The sequence below is a fragment of the Comamonas piscis genome (assembly GCF_014109725.1).
Taxonomy (GTDB): Bacteria; Pseudomonadota; Gammaproteobacteria; order Burkholderiales; family Burkholderiaceae_C; genus Comamonas; species Comamonas piscis.
This window is the reverse complement of the sequence record NZ_CP058554.1, coordinates 4,342,662-4,355,358: the sequence shown is the minus strand read 5'-3', so window position 1 is coordinate 4,355,358 and position 12,697 is coordinate 4,342,662. Positions and strand designations below refer to the sequence as shown.

General features: G+C 66.9%; 12 protein-coding genes. 10 read left to right on the top strand and 2 right to left on the bottom strand.

What is annotated here, in order from left to right; translation table 11 throughout:
• From HS961_RS19625 to HS961_RS19605, 5 genes are all read left to right on the top strand, one after another.
• Complete coding sequence (locus HS961_RS19625) at nt 1-648, top strand: PepSY-associated TM helix domain-containing protein (protein WP_182324888.1); 648 nt, start codon at nt 1-3, stop codon at nt 646-648.
• Nucleotides 649-685: 37 nt separating this feature from the next.
• Nucleotides 686-1,207: a DUF2271 domain-containing protein gene (locus HS961_RS19620; protein ID WP_182324886.1), complete on the top strand. Its 522-nt coding sequence runs from the start codon at nt 686-688 to the stop codon at nt 1,205-1,207.
• Between the two features lie 33 nt (nt 1,208-1,240).
• Nucleotides 1,241-2,041 (top strand): DUF4198 domain-containing protein, encoded by an 801-nt coding sequence (locus HS961_RS19615; protein WP_182324884.1) that lies wholly within the window; start codon nt 1,241-1,243, stop codon nt 2,039-2,041.
• A gap of 186 nt (nt 2,042-2,227) precedes the next feature.
• On the top strand, nt 2,228-3,217 hold the full coding sequence (locus HS961_RS19610; protein ID WP_182328348.1) for an FAD:protein FMN transferase: 990 nt from the start codon (nt 2,228-2,230) through the stop codon (nt 3,215-3,217).
• The gene (locus HS961_RS19605) at nt 3,214-4,599 is read left to right on the top strand and encodes a sulfite reductase subunit alpha (RefSeq protein WP_182324882.1); all 1,386 of its coding nucleotides are present in this window, start codon (nt 3,214-3,216) and stop codon (nt 4,597-4,599) included. The genes HS961_RS19610 and HS961_RS19605 overlap by 4 nt, the downstream gene beginning before the upstream one ends.
• A gap of 21 nt (nt 4,600-4,620) precedes the next feature.
• On the opposite strand, the gene HS961_RS19600 is transcribed toward HS961_RS19605, so the two are convergent.
• Both HS961_RS19600 and HS961_RS19595 read right to left on the bottom strand, forming a co-directional pair.
• The gene (locus HS961_RS19600; protein ID WP_182324880.1) at nt 4,621-5,406 is read right to left on the bottom strand and encodes a VOC family protein; all 786 of its coding nucleotides are present in this window, start codon (nt 5,404-5,406) and stop codon (nt 4,621-4,623) included.
• A 44-nt stretch (nt 5,407-5,450) separates the two neighbouring features.
• Nucleotides 5,451-6,005: an OsmC family protein gene (locus HS961_RS19595; RefSeq protein ID WP_182324878.1), complete on the bottom strand. Its 555-nt coding sequence runs from the start codon at nt 6,003-6,005 to the stop codon at nt 5,451-5,453.
• A gap of 390 nt (nt 6,006-6,395) precedes the next feature.
• Between HS961_RS19595 and HS961_RS19590 the strand changes: the two genes are divergently transcribed.
• The 5 genes from HS961_RS19590 to HS961_RS19570 are packed head-to-tail and all read left to right on the top strand — an operon-like array spanning nt 6,396 to nt 12,683.
• A complete protein-coding gene (locus HS961_RS19590) occupies nt 6,396-8,036 on the top strand; it encodes a TIGR04028 family ABC transporter substrate-binding protein (protein WP_412101665.1) in 1,641 nt (546 codons plus the stop codon).
• 34 nt (nt 8,037-8,070) lie between these two features.
• Nucleotides 8,071-9,015, top strand: a complete 945-nt coding sequence (locus HS961_RS19585) for an ABC transporter permease (protein WP_182324874.1) — start codon at nt 8,071-8,073, stop codon at nt 9,013-9,015.
• Nucleotides 9,012-9,977 carry an ABC transporter permease gene (locus HS961_RS19580; RefSeq protein ID WP_238347667.1) on the top strand — a complete coding sequence of 322 codons (966 nt, stop codon included), beginning with the start codon at nt 9,012-9,014 and terminating at the stop codon, nt 9,975-9,977. Before HS961_RS19585 ends, HS961_RS19580 begins: the two co-directional genes overlap by 4 nt.
• The gene (locus tag HS961_RS19575) at nt 9,974-11,617 is read left to right on the top strand and encodes a dipeptide ABC transporter ATP-binding protein (protein ID WP_182324870.1); all 1,644 of its coding nucleotides are present in this window, start codon (nt 9,974-9,976) and stop codon (nt 11,615-11,617) included. The genes HS961_RS19580 and HS961_RS19575 overlap by 4 nt, the downstream gene beginning before the upstream one ends.
• Entirely contained in the window at nt 11,583-12,683 is a 1,101-nt protein-coding gene (locus HS961_RS19570) for a putative FMN-dependent luciferase-like monooxygenase (RefSeq protein WP_182324868.1), read from the top strand. Before HS961_RS19575 ends, HS961_RS19570 begins: the two co-directional genes overlap by 35 nt.
• Nucleotides 12,684-12,697 lie beyond the last annotated feature (14 nt).

Here is a 12,697-nt window from a genome sequence, read left to right as displayed (position 1 = left end):
ATGAAAGCCAACGCGTCTTCCTCCTCGCAGCGGGCCTACTGGCTCAAGACCTTGCATGAATGGCACTGGGTCAGCTCCGCCATCTGCCTGGTGGGCATGCTGCTGTTTGCGGTGACGGGCTTCACGCTCAACCATGCCGGCCAGATAGAGGCCAAGCCGGCAGTGGTGTTGCGCGAAGGGACCTTGCCCACGCCACTGCTGCAGAGCCTGCAAAAGGCGGCCGTAAGCCATAAAGAGGGCGCAGATACGGCCCAGCCGCTGCCTGCCGATGTGCAAGGCTGGCTGCGCACAGAGCTGGGTGCCGACACCCGCCAGCGTGGGGTGGAGTGGAATGACGACGAGGTCTATGTGGCCCTGCCACGGCCAGGTGGCGATGCCTGGGTGCGCGTTGCGCTGAGCGACGGGCAGGCCGAGCATGAATCCACCGACCGGGGCTGGATCTCCTACTTCAACGATTTGCACAAGGGCCGCCATGCGGGGGTGGCCTGGACCTGGTTCATCGACATCTTTGCGGGCGCCTGCCTGGTGTTCTGCATCACCGGTTTGTTCATTCTGCAGATGCATGCCGGCCGCCGCCCGATGACCTGGCCCATGGTGGGCCTGGGCCTGCTGGTCCCTGCGCTGCTCGCGCTGCTGCTGGTGCACTGAGCGCGCAGCCACCATCTTTTTATTCCGAGGAGAGCACATGACAAGCACTGTTTCGCGTTTCACCGTGGCCTTGACGGCGGTGGCTGGTCTGCCGGCCGTAGCCGGTGGGCTGAATGTCGGCGTTGAGCTGCCACGCCTGGAGGTGGCCGAATACCACCGTCCCTATGTCGCCGTCTGGCTGGAGCGCGCAGACGGCAGCGTGGCCGCCAATCTGTCGGTTTGGTACGAGGTGAAAAAGCGCGATGCCGAAGGCGCGAAATGGCTCAAGGACATGCGCCAGTGGTGGCGCCGCAGCGGCCGTGAGTTGAGCGTGCCCATTGATGGCGTGACCCAGCCCACCAAGCCGGCAGGCAAGCATGCGCTGTCCTTCTCCGAAGGCAGCAACCCGCTGCCCAAGCTGGAGCCCGGCCAGTACAAGCTGCAGATCGAGGCCGCACGCGAAGTCGGTGGCCGCGAGCTGGTGAGCATTCCTTTTGACTGGCCCGCCAAGCAGGCCACCAGCCTGACTGCCCAAGGCAAGACGGAGCTGGGCGAGATCAAGCTCGAACTCAAGCCCTGATCCAATCCACCCCTATTTTTGAGGAGCGTCCCCATGTTTTCTGCCACCCGTATTGCCGCCGCACTGGCGCTGAGCTGTGCCGCCATTGGCGCCCAGGCCCATAGCGTCTGGATGAAGCCCTCCAGCACCGTGCTGTCCAAGGCGGACTGGGTCACGGTCGATGCTGCCGTGTCCAATGACATGTTCTTCTTCAACCACCGCCCGCTGGGCCTGGACAAGCTGGTGATCACCGCCCCCGATGGCAGCACGGTGGAGCCCAAAAATGCCCACAAGGGTGAGCTGCGCAGCGTCTTTGACCTCAAGCCCGAGCAAGCCGGCACCTACCAGCTGGCCATCGTCAACAGCGGCGTCATGGGCTCCTACAAGGATGCAGCCGGCCAGATGAAGCGCCTGCGTGGCAGCGCCGAAGAGATCGCCAAGCAGATCCCCGCCGATGCCAAGGACGTGCGCGTGGCAGAAAGCATCAGCCGTATCGAGACCTTTGTGACCATGGGCAAGCCCAGCCCGCTGCGTTTGAGTGGCAAGGGCCTGGAGCTGGTGCCTGTTACCCACCCCAATGACCTGGTTGTCGGTGAAGAGGCCACCTTCGCCTTCCATGTCGATGGCAAGCCTGCCGCCGATGTCGAAGTGGTGCTCGTGCCCGATGGCAAGCGCTACCGCGATGCCGTCAACGAGATCAAGCTCAAGACCGATGCCCAGGGCCACATCAAGGTCAAGTTCCCCACCGCTGGCATGTACTGGCTGGATGCGGACGTGAACGACGACAAGACCTCGAACCCCATCGCCAAGGAACGCCGCCTGGCCTATGTCGCCACCCTGGAAGTGCTGCCTTGATGCACCGTTGGCTGTGACCGCCAAACGGACAAGCGCCGGCCTGATCGCGGAGCCGCTGTGAGCACGGCGCCGCGCATCCACTATGGCGCCGGCATCTGGCAGATCCCTAAGGCCCAGGCCCGGGGAGAAGGCCTGCCTGCGTTGGCCGGTCGCTCCTTTGCATCCTCCGCCTGGAGCGCGCCTGCGATGCAGCATGCGCAAGATGGCAGCCTGCACAGCCTGCAGGGCGCGACGATGGGCACCACCTGGTCGCTGCGCCTGGCCAACCCCGACTACGCCCCGCTGGCGCCGGTACAGGCGCTGGTGCAGCAAACGCTCGATGCCGTCATCGCGCAGATGAGCAACTGGGACGCAGACTCCTGCCTCTCGCGCTTCAATGCCGCTGATGCGGATAGCTGGCACACGCTGCCACCCGAGCTGGCGCAGGTGCTGGATGCGGCCCTGCACTGGGCCCGCGCCTGCGATGGCGCCTATGACCCGACGGTGGGCGCGCTGGTGTCACTCTGGGGCTTTGGACCGCGTGCGCACCCGCAAGCGCCGCACAGTGGTCAAGCACCAGCGCAGGCCGATATCGACCGTGCGCCGCAGGTCTGCGGCCACCAGCGCCTGCAGTGGCAGCCGCAGCAGCGGCGCCTGCTGCAACCCGGTGGCCTGCAGCTGGATCTGAGCGGCATCGCCAAGGGCTATGCGGTGGACTGGGTCGCAGAGCGCTTGCGCGCGGCCGGCTGGCAGCATGCGCTGCTGGAAATTGGCGGAGAGATCCGGGCCTGGGGCCAGAAACCCGGTGGCCAGCCTTGGCGGGTGGCCGTGGCAGGCGTTGCCGGCGCTGAACCGCTGGTGGTGCCGCTGGGCGATGGCGCGCTGGCCAGCTCGGGCGACCACTGGCATGTGTTCATGCAGGGTGGCCAGCGTTTTTCACACAGCCTGGACCCGCGCACTTGCCGGCCCGTGGCCCATGCGCTGACCAGCGTCACGGTCTACCACCGCGACTGCATGCATGCCGATGCGCTGGCCACTGTGCTGACGGTGCTGGGGCCCGAGGACGGCTGGCAGTTTGCGCTGCATCAGCAGCTGGCGGCGGTGTTCCACACCCATCCCGATGCCGGGCAGCCGCAAGGCCAGCGCCGTATGACGCCGGCTTGGGAACAGCGTTTTGCAGGCAGCATGAAGCGATGATCGATTGGATAGCAAGCCCTGCGCGGTTGGCAGGCGCAGCAGGCTTGGTGGCCGGGTATGCACTGCTGTGTGCCGGCATTGCAGGGCGGCTGTGGCGCCAGCGCCGGGCTGAGCGCCAGGAGCAGCTCGCGCTGCAAGCGGGCAGCCAGCAGGGCGCGCCGGTGCTGGTGGCCTATGCCAGCCAGACCGGCCGGGCCGAGGCCCTGGCCCATGAGACCGCGCGTGTGCTGCATGCCGGCGGCTGCGCGGTCCAACTGCGGCCGGTGCAGGCGCTGCGCCTGGCCGACTTGCAGGCCTGCCCGCAAAGCCTCTGGCTGCTGTCCACCACCGGCGAGGGCGATGCGCCCGACGATGCCCTGCCTTTTGTGCGCCAGGTGCTGGAGCAGGCGCAACTGCTGCCCGGGCACAGTGCCCAGGTGCTGGCGCTGGGCGACAGCGAATACGCGGCCTTCTGCGCCTTTGGCCTGCGCGTGCAGCAGTGGCTGCAGCAGCAGGGCGCCAAGGCCGATGTGCTGTGCATGGACAACGGCGATGAGGCCAGCCTGGTCGCCTGGCAGGGCCAGACGGCCGAGCTGCTGCAGACGCTGACCGGCCAGGCCGGCGAGGGCTGGCGCCAGCCGCAAGCCGCCCAGCCCTGGGTGCTGCACCGCCGCCAGTTGCTCAACCCCAGCAGCCAGGGCGGCCCGGTGTACCTGCTCGACTGGCAGCCGCAGTCCGGCGCCTTGCCGCGCTGGGAATCCGGCGACCTGGTATCGCTGGCGGTGCCGGCCGATCCGCTGCGCAGCCGAGATTATTCGATCGCCTCGGTGCCTGAGGATGGCCAGCTGCAACTGCTGGTGCGCCAAAGCACGCGCGCCGATGGCACACCGGGGCTGGCATCGGGCTGGCTGTGCGAAGGCATGGCCGTGGGCGATGTGCTGCCGATGCGGCTGCGTGCGCACAGCGGTTTTAGATTGGGAGACAACGCCGAGCGCCCCTTGCTGCTGATCGGCAATGGCACCGGCTTGGCGGGCCTGTGCAGCCATATCCGCGCACGCATTACGAGGGGGCGCTCTGACCAGTGGCTGGTATTTGGTGAGCGTAAGCCCCACGAGGATGCACTGCTGGACGCGCAACTGCAGCAGTGGCTGGCCGCTGGCCAGCTGGAGCGCCTGGACCGCGCTTGGTCCCGCGATGCCACCGACCCCTGCTATGTGCAGCAGTTGCTGGAGCGCCAATCGCAGCGGCTGCGCGACTGGGTCGCGCGCGGCGCTGCGATCTATGTCTGCGGCAGCCAGCAGGGCATGGCGCAGGGCGTGGATACCGTGCTGCGCCAGGTGCTGGGGGCCGCCGAGGTGGATGCGTTGGCGCTGGCCGGGCGCTACCGACGTGATGTGTATTAAGGCCCGGCCTGCCCAGAAAGCTTAGGCGGTAGCCAGGCTGCTATCGGCCTTCTCCAGCTCCGCCTTCGCAAACGCAATGTCTGCACCATGCGTCAGGTTGGCAGAGGCCTGCTCCCAGGTGCCAGCACCCTTGAGCACAATCGCCAAAGGCCCTTCGCCCTTGCTCTGCAGTTGCGGCGCCGTTTGCGTCAGCTCCAACACGCTGTTGCCCAATGCAATCGTGGCGCTGTTGCCGCCATCGGCTGCGTGGATATGGGCCTTGTCGCCCAGCAGCGCGCGGTAGCGCTCCAGGCTTTGCAGCAGGTCGCTGACGGCGACCGTCAGGCGTGCCACACCAGTGGCGCCGTTGGCATGCTGGCGCACTTCGCCCTCGGGGACACGTAGCTTGCGGGGGGTGATGTCGCCGCAGAGGAAGGGCAGGTCATAGGTCGTAGGGCGGCCGGTTTGCCATTGCAGCTGCTCGCCGTCGGGGCGCAGGCGGCCGCCATCGAGCGGGCCTTGCAGGTCCAGGCCGCGCGACTTGGCGGCAGCGATCACCTCGGCGGTGCTGGGCGGCAGCAGCGCAAAGTCGATGATGCCCTCGCCATGCTGGTCCAGCAGCTGCCACCAGCGGTCTTGCGGTGCCGGGCTGCGCCAGGCGATCAACTCAAAGTAGGCGCCATCCTCAAACACCACCAACGCATTGTGGGTGGGGCGGCCGGGGTGCTCACCGCCGCGCACAACGGTAAAGCCGAGTGCGGCGTAGTCGTCAATGGTTTTGTCAAGGTCGTGGACGGCGATCACGATGTGGTCAAGTGTCAGTGCCATGGGTGTCTTCCTGTCAATGGATAAAAAAAGCAGAGCGGGCCGAATCAGGCCGCTTGCTTCAAAGAATCGCGGTGCTCAACGCTTGCGCGGATGGTCTGCGACTGGCGCAGCAAGTTCAGGATCGGGCAGGTCCGCTCAACAGCGGCAAACAGCGCATCGATGTCGGCGCGCGGCGCGGGCGAATCGATATGCACGGTGTAGGCAATGTCATGGGGCCAAATGGGTGTGGCCTCGTGGCCGGGCTTGCCGGCGCGTGGGTCGATCACGCCGCTCACCTCCACCTCCAGGCTGGTCAATGGCACTTGCTGCGCCGATGCCTGGATCAGAAAGATATGGGTGACGCAGCTGCCCAGCACGCCCAGCTGCAGCTCGGGCGAGCTGGGGCCCAGGTTGTAGCCGGCAAAGCTGGGCGGGCTGTCGCTGATGACCTGGTGCTCGCGGATGCGGATGCGGCGCACGCCGCTGCGCCCTTCGGCGCTCACGCTGGCGCGCAGGTCCGTGGCCTGGGCCGTGCCGGCATCGATGTGGGCATCGCGGGCCAACACGGCGCCGCGCTTTTCAGCCAGGTAGTCATTCAAGGTAGCAGGGCTTGCACTCATGGAGTCTCTTGGAAATGTGCTGCATCGGCGGGAGGTGATGCGTGCCTACGAACGTCAACACGTTCTCAGCCCATTGTTGGTGCGGCATGCCCATCCGTGAACTGCGCAGTTCGCATGTGCATATGCGGCTGCCGCGCATGTGCTTATGCGCAAACCCTCTATGCGGCAGCAGGCTCGGCAGCCGCTTGCTTCCTTGGTTTGCGCATATCGATGCTCCGAAAAATACCTTCTCAGCGCGCGGCAAATGCCTAGCATGACTAACCCAGATGGCGGCACTTTCTGCAAGGGTGCCGCTGCCCGGCGGCCGAGGTTGGCGTGCCGGTGCAGGCAAATGTGCCCATGGGCGAGCGAGGGTGGTGCGTGGTGTTGAAAGCGAATAAATTCAAGAAATTGGCGGTATGGAGTGCGGCATTGCTGGTGCTGGGTGGGGTGCTGTCGGCCTGCTCCAAGACCGAGAGCGTGGCCGAGGCCAAGGCCGATAACGGCCCCGCCAGCGGCGGCGCGCTGGTGTACCTGGAGCAGCAGGCGCATACCAACCTCTATCCGCCAGCGGGTGGCTTCTACCCGAACGGCGGCGTGCTCAACCAGATTACAGACAAGCTCACCTATCAGGACCCCAAGACGCTGGAGATCCAGCCCTGGATCGCCAAAAGCTGGACCATCAACGACAGCGCGACCGAGTTTAGCTTCGAGCTGCGCCCAGGCGTGACTTTCTCCGACGGCACGCCGCTGGATGCGGCAGCGGTGGCCAAGAACTTTGACACCTATGGGCGCGGCAACAAGGCGCTCAAGCTGCCGGTGTCCGAGGTCATCAACAACTACGAGCGCAGCGAAGTGCTGGGCCCGCTGACGGTGAAGTTCTACTTCAGCAAGCCCTCGCCGGGCTTCCTGCAAGGCACCTCGGTGATCGGCTCGGGCCTGGTGGCCTTGCAGACCCTGGAGCGCCCGTTTGACGAGCTGGGCGATGCCACCAAGATCATTGGCTCGGGCCCCTTTGTGGTGACCAGCGAGACCCTGGGCAAGGAGCTGCTGCTGTCGGCCCGCAAGGACTACAGCTGGGGCCCTGCGCAGCTGGCGCACCAGGGCCGCGCGCGCCTGGATGAGGTGCGCTTTATCGTCACCCCGGAGGACAGCGTGCGCATTGGCGCGCTGTTGTCGGGCCAGGCCGGTGTGATCCGCCAGGTGCAGGCCTATGACGAAAAGCGGGTGGAAGAGCAGAAGTTTGTCATCTACGCGCCCTCCACGCGGGGCGTGAACAACAGCATTGTTTTCCGCCCCGACAACGCGCTGGTCGCCGATCTGAAGGTGCGCCAGGCGTTGCTGCATGCCACCAATACCCAGGAGGTCGTGCAGACCCTGTTCTCGCACAACTACCCGCAGGCCACCTCGGTGATCGCGGCCAGCGCGCAGGGCTATGTCAACCTGGCCAGCAAGCTCGCCTACGACCCGCAAAAGGCCCAGCAGTTGCTGGACAGCGCAGGCTGGACACCGGGGCCGGATGGCATCCGCCAAAAGGATGGCCGCGCCCTGGTGCTGGCCGCCTATGACTCGCTGCCCCAGCCGCAGAACAAGGAGACCTTGCAGCTGGTGGCCCAGCAGTGGGGCAAGGTGGGGGTCAAGCTGCAGGTGCTCAGCGGCGATGCCGGCGTGCGCATCGTCGATAACCTCGATCCGGAAAAGACCCCGGTGGCCCCTGGCATGGTGGGCCGCGCCGATCCCGATGTGATCAAGAGCAACTACTACCCGACCAACCGCAACGTGCTGCTGCAGCAGGGCGGTGTGAGCCAGAAGGTCAAGGGCTTTGTCGATCCGCAGCTCAATGGCCTGCTGGAGGCGATTGCCGCGCAGACCGATGCGCAGAAGCGCCTGGCGCTGACGGCCGAGGTACAGAACTACCTCATCGACCAGGCCTATGTGATCCCCGTTTTTGAAGAGCCGCAGGCCTTTGCCGCTGCCCCCTGGGTGCGCGATGTGGGCTTTGAGGCGGTGGGGCGCCCGAGCTTTTACAGCACCTGGCTGGCCAAGCGCTAAGGCGCAGTCCCGCTGAGCGGCAAGGAGCAATTCGATGTCCTTCTATCCCTATCTGGCCCGGCGCAGTGCCCAGGCGCTGCTGGTGCTTTGGGCGGCGTTCACCGCGTCCTTCCTGCTGCTGCAGCTGTTACCCGGCGATGCGCTGCTGATCAAGTTCCTGAGCCCCGAGTTGGGCCTGGGCCCGCAGGAGGTGGCCGACATCCGCGCCGCCTATGGCGCCGACCAGCCCGTGTGGCAGCAGTACTGGCACAGCCTGACGGGCTTTGCCAGCGGCAACTTTGGCTACTCGCTGCAGGCCGGCGTGCCGGTCAGCCAGGGGCTGGCCACCAGCCTGCCGCCTACCTTGCGCCTGGCCAGCCTGGGCTTTGCGCTGGCGCTGGTGTTGGCCATCGCGCTGGCACTGCTGGCCCAGCTGGCGCCCTGGCGCTGGCTGCGTGGCGCGCTGTATGCGCTGCCCTCCGTGTTTGTCTCGGTGCCCGTGTTCTGGCTGGGCATTGTGCTGATCCAGCTGGTGTCGTTCCGCCTGGGCTGGATCCCCGTGATCAACCCCGGCAAATGGCAGGGCCTGGTGCTGCCGACCCTGACCTTGGCGATACCGATTGCCGCGCCGCTGGCGCAGATCCTGCTGCGCAATGTGGACGAGGTGCTGACCCAGCCCTTTGTGGCCGTGGCACGCGCCAAGGGCGCTCCGCGCCTCTGGCTGCTGCTGCGCCATGTGGCCGGCAATGCCGCGCTGCCGATGCTGACGATGGCCGGCGTGCTGTTTGGCGAGCTGCTGGGCGGCGCCGTGGTGACCGAGGCCGTCTTTGGCCTCAATGGCCTGGGCAGCCTGACCCAGCAGGCCGTCGGCAACCAGGACAGCGCCGTGCTGCAGGCCGTCGTGGTCATCTCGGCCACCGCCTTTGTGCTGATCAATCTTGCGGTGGACCTGCTCTACCCGCTGTTCGACCCGCGTTTGCGCAACCGTTTGGGAGTTTGACCATGTCTGCAAGCACATCATCTACCGTCGGCCTTGGGGCCCTGGCCGCCGAGCCGGCCCTGCTGGGCGCAGCGCGTGGCACGGCCAGCGTTGCAGTGCAGGCTGCGCCGCAGCGGTTTGCCGCGCCAGGCCTGCCTGCCATCTTCTCTGCCGCCTTGCGGCGCCTGCGTGCCGCGCCGCTGGGCCTGTTGCTGGCCTGGGGCGTACTGGCGCTGGTAGCGCTGTGGGCCATCGCGCCGGGCTGGTTCAGCAGCTACAACCCGGTGCTGGGCACGGCCGGCCAGCAGCTGCAGCCGCCTAGCGCCGCGCATTGGCTGGGGACGGACGCGCTGGGCCGCGACAGCTATGCGCGCCTGGTCTATGGCGCCGTGCATTCGCTCAGCGGCGCCTTTGTAGCGGTGAGCGTCGGCTTGCTGCTCGGCAGCTTTTTGGGCCTGGTCGCAGGCGCTTCTGGCGGCTGGGTGGAGGACGCGGTGATGCGCATCGTCGATGTGCTGCTGTCCGTGCCCTCGCTGCTGCTGTCGCTGTCGGTGATCATCATCCTGGGCTTTGGCACGGTGAACGCGGCGCTGGCCGTCGGCATCGTGTCGGTTGCGAGCTTTGCGCGCCTGCTGCGCTCGGAAGTGGTGCGGGTGCGCCGCTCTGACTATGTGGAGGCGGCATTCGGCAGTGGCGGGCGCTTTGCGGCCGTGCTCTGGCGCCATGTGCTGCCCAACTCGCTGACCTCGGTGATCGCGCTGGCGGCGCTGCAGTTTGGCTCGGCCATTCTGGCGATCTCCACCCTGGGCTTTCTGGGCTATGGCGCGCCGCCGCCCACGCCGGAATGGGGTCTGCTGATTGCCGAAGGCCGCAACTACATGGCCACCGCCTGGTGGCTGACCGCTGCGCCTGGCCTGCTGGTGGCAGCGGTGGTGCTGGCGGCCAACCATATCAGCGCCGATCTGACCCGGAGGCGCGCATGACCGAAGCTGCCATTCCCGTACTGCAGGTCGAGAACCTGTCGATCGCCTACCACGATGGCCAGGCCGAGCAGCGCACCGTGCATGAGGTCTCGTTCTCCATCGCCGCCGGTGAGGTGCTGGCCCTGGTCGGCGAATCCGGCTCGGGCAAGACGACCACCGCCCAGTCCATCATCGGCCTGCTGGCCGACAACGGCCGGGTGCAGGCCGGCAGCATCCGCATCAATGGCACCGACGTGGCCGGCTGGTCGCAGCGCCAATTGCAGGCGCTGCGGGGCAAGGTCGTCAGCCTGATTCCGCAGGATCCTACAACCTCGCTGAACCCGGTACGCACCGTTGGCGACCAGGTCGGTGAGATGCTGCGCCTGCATGGCTGGCGCGACAAAAAGGCGATTGCCCAGCGCGTGCTGGAGCTGCTGCACAAAGTGGGGCTGTCGCAGCCCGAGCTGCGGGCGCGCCAGTATCCGCATGAGCTATCTGGCGGCATGAAGCAGCGCGTGCTGATCGCCATCGCGATTGCGCTGCAGCCTGCGCTGATCATTGCCGATGAGCCCACCAGCGCGCTCGATGTGACGGTGCAGCGCCGCATCCTCGATCTGATCGACGACCTGCGCCGCGAGTTTGGCACCGCCGTGCTGCTGGTAACGCATGACCTGGGCGTGGCCGCCGACCGCGCCAACCGCCTCGTCGTTCTGCAGGCCGGCCGCATCCAGGAGCAAGGGCCCACGGCCGATGTGCTGCGCAACCCGCAAAGCCGCTATACGCGCCAATTGCTGGCCGATGCGCCATCACTGGGCACGGCGCCGGCGCGAGCGCCACGGGCGCTGGCGGTAGAGCCAGCGATTGTGGTGCGCGACCTGGTGCATGACTTTGCGGTGGCCGGCAGCCCGCAGCCCTTCCGTGCCGTCGCAGGCATCTCGTTCGAGGTGCCACGGGGCAGCACGCATGCGATTGTGGGTGAGTCCGGCTCGGGCAAGACCACGACCATCCGCGATGTGGTGGGCTTTGGCAAGCCAACCTCGGGCCGCATCACGGTGGAAGGCATCGATGTGACCGCCTTGCGCGGCGAGGCCTTGCGCCAGTTCCGCAAAACCGTGCAGTTGGTCTACCAGAACCCGTTCAGCTCGCTCGATCCGCGCCAGAGCATCTACGCGATCATCGAAGAACCCTTGTTGAATTTTGAGCGCTTGGCGCCTGCCGAGCGCGAGCGCCGCGTACACGACATGCTGGCCCGCGTAGGCCTGCCGCCCGCAGTGCTGGCGCGGCGGCCGCGTGCGCTCTCGGGCGGCCAGCGCCAGCGCGTGGCCATTGCCCGGGCGCTGATTCTGCAGCCCCGCGTGCTGGTGCTAGACGAGGCCGTGTCCGCCCTCGATGTGACCGTGCAAGCGCAGATTCTGGCGCTGCTGGACCAGCTGCAGCGCGAGCTGCAACTGACCTATCTCTTTATCTCGCACGACCTGGCCGTGGTGCGCCAGATTGCCGACACCGTCTCGGTGTTGCAAGGCGGCCGCCAGGTCGATGCCGGGCCGGTGGACGAGGTCTTCTCGCGCCCCACCAGTGCCTATACGCGCGAGCTGATCGCTGCCATTCCCGGAAAAAGACTTCACCATGAACCCGAGCCCATCACCCAACTCGCCGCCTAGAAAACGCCTGGGCTTTTTTAGCCGCCTGCTCGACCAGGCCAGCGCGGCGGAGCGCTACCGACTGGTGACCGCGCAGATCCAGCATGCCGAGGCCCATGGCTTTGACACGGCCTGGGTGGCGCAGCACCACTTTCATGAAGCCGAAGGAGGACTGCCCGCACCGCTGGTGTTTCTGAGCCAGGTGGCGGCGCGCACCCAGCGCATCCGCCTGGGCACCGGCATCATCACCTTGCCGATGGAGAACCCCATCCGTGTCGCCGAAGATGCGGCGGTGCTGGATCTGCTGTCGGGTGGCCGCCTGGAGTTGGGGCTGGGCACTGGTGGCACGCCCGAATCCTTTACCGCCTTTGGCCTGCGCAGCGATGACCGCGCCCGCATCTATGCACAGCACCTGGCCGTGCTGCGAAATGCCTGGGCAGGTTTGCCGCTGCCAGGGGGCGATCGCCTTTACCCCGCCGCGCCGCAGTTGCTGGCGCGCATCTGGCAGGCCACGTTCTCGGCCGCTGGCGCCGAGCGCGCTGGTCTGGCTGGCGATGGGCTGATGCTGTCGCGCACCCAGCCCCGCAGCGCCGAGGCGCCCGCAGCCAGCCTGGCCGATATCCAGAACCCCTTGATCGACACCTACCTGGCGGCATTGCCGGCTGGGGCCGCGCGGCGCATCCTGGGATCGCGCACCTTGTTTGTGGCCGAAGACCGCCAGCGTGCCTTGCAGCTAGCCGAGGTCGGCTTGCGCCGCAGCCTGGCGCGTGCCGCCGCTGCCAACCCTAGCGGCCCTGCCAGCCAATGGGGTCCAGATGCACCGCTGGCCCAGCTGCTGGCCGCCTACGACGTGCATGTGGGCACGCCCGATGACGTGATTGCGTCCTTGCGCGCCGACACCGCCTTGGCGCGGGCAACCGATATCTCCTTCCAGGTGCATTCGATCGACCCGCCACATGCCGACATCCTGCGCTCGATCGCGCTGACGGCGCAGTACGTGGCGCCAGCGCTGGGCTGGCGCCGCGAGGACGCGCTGGCGCCACCCGCAACCGCCTCTTTCCCCGTGCCGGTACCGGCACTGGCCTGATTTTTTGGAGTGAT

Coding starts and splice junctions, on each gene's coding strand:
- HS961_RS19625 (WP_182324888.1), top strand. CDS start 1: ATGAAAGCCAACGCGTCTTCCTCCTCGCAGCGGGCCTACTGGCTCAAG.
- HS961_RS19620 (WP_182324886.1), top strand. CDS start 686: ATGACAAGCACTGTTTCGCGTTTCACCGTGGCCTTGACGGCGGTGGCT.
- HS961_RS19615 (WP_182324884.1), top strand. CDS start 1,241: ATGTTTTCTGCCACCCGTATTGCCGCCGCACTGGCGCTGAGCTGTGCC.
- HS961_RS19610 (WP_182328348.1), top strand. CDS start 2,228: ATGCAGCATGCGCAAGATGGCAGCCTGCACAGCCTGCAGGGCGCGACG.
- HS961_RS19605 (WP_182324882.1), top strand. CDS start 3,214: ATGATCGATTGGATAGCAAGCCCTGCGCGGTTGGCAGGCGCAGCAGGC.
- HS961_RS19600 (WP_182324880.1), bottom strand. CDS start 5,406: ATGGCACTGACACTTGACCACATCGTGATCGCCGTCCACGACCTTGAC.
- HS961_RS19595 (WP_182324878.1), bottom strand. CDS start 6,005: ATGAGTGCAAGCCCTGCTACCTTGAATGACTACCTGGCTGAAAAGCGC.
- HS961_RS19585 (WP_182324874.1), top strand. CDS start 8,071: ATGTCCTTCTATCCCTATCTGGCCCGGCGCAGTGCCCAGGCGCTGCTG.
- HS961_RS19575 (WP_182324870.1), top strand. CDS start 9,974: ATGACCGAAGCTGCCATTCCCGTACTGCAGGTCGAGAACCTGTCGATC.
- HS961_RS19570 (WP_182324868.1), top strand. CDS start 11,583: ATGAACCCGAGCCCATCACCCAACTCGCCGCCTAGAAAACGCCTGGGC.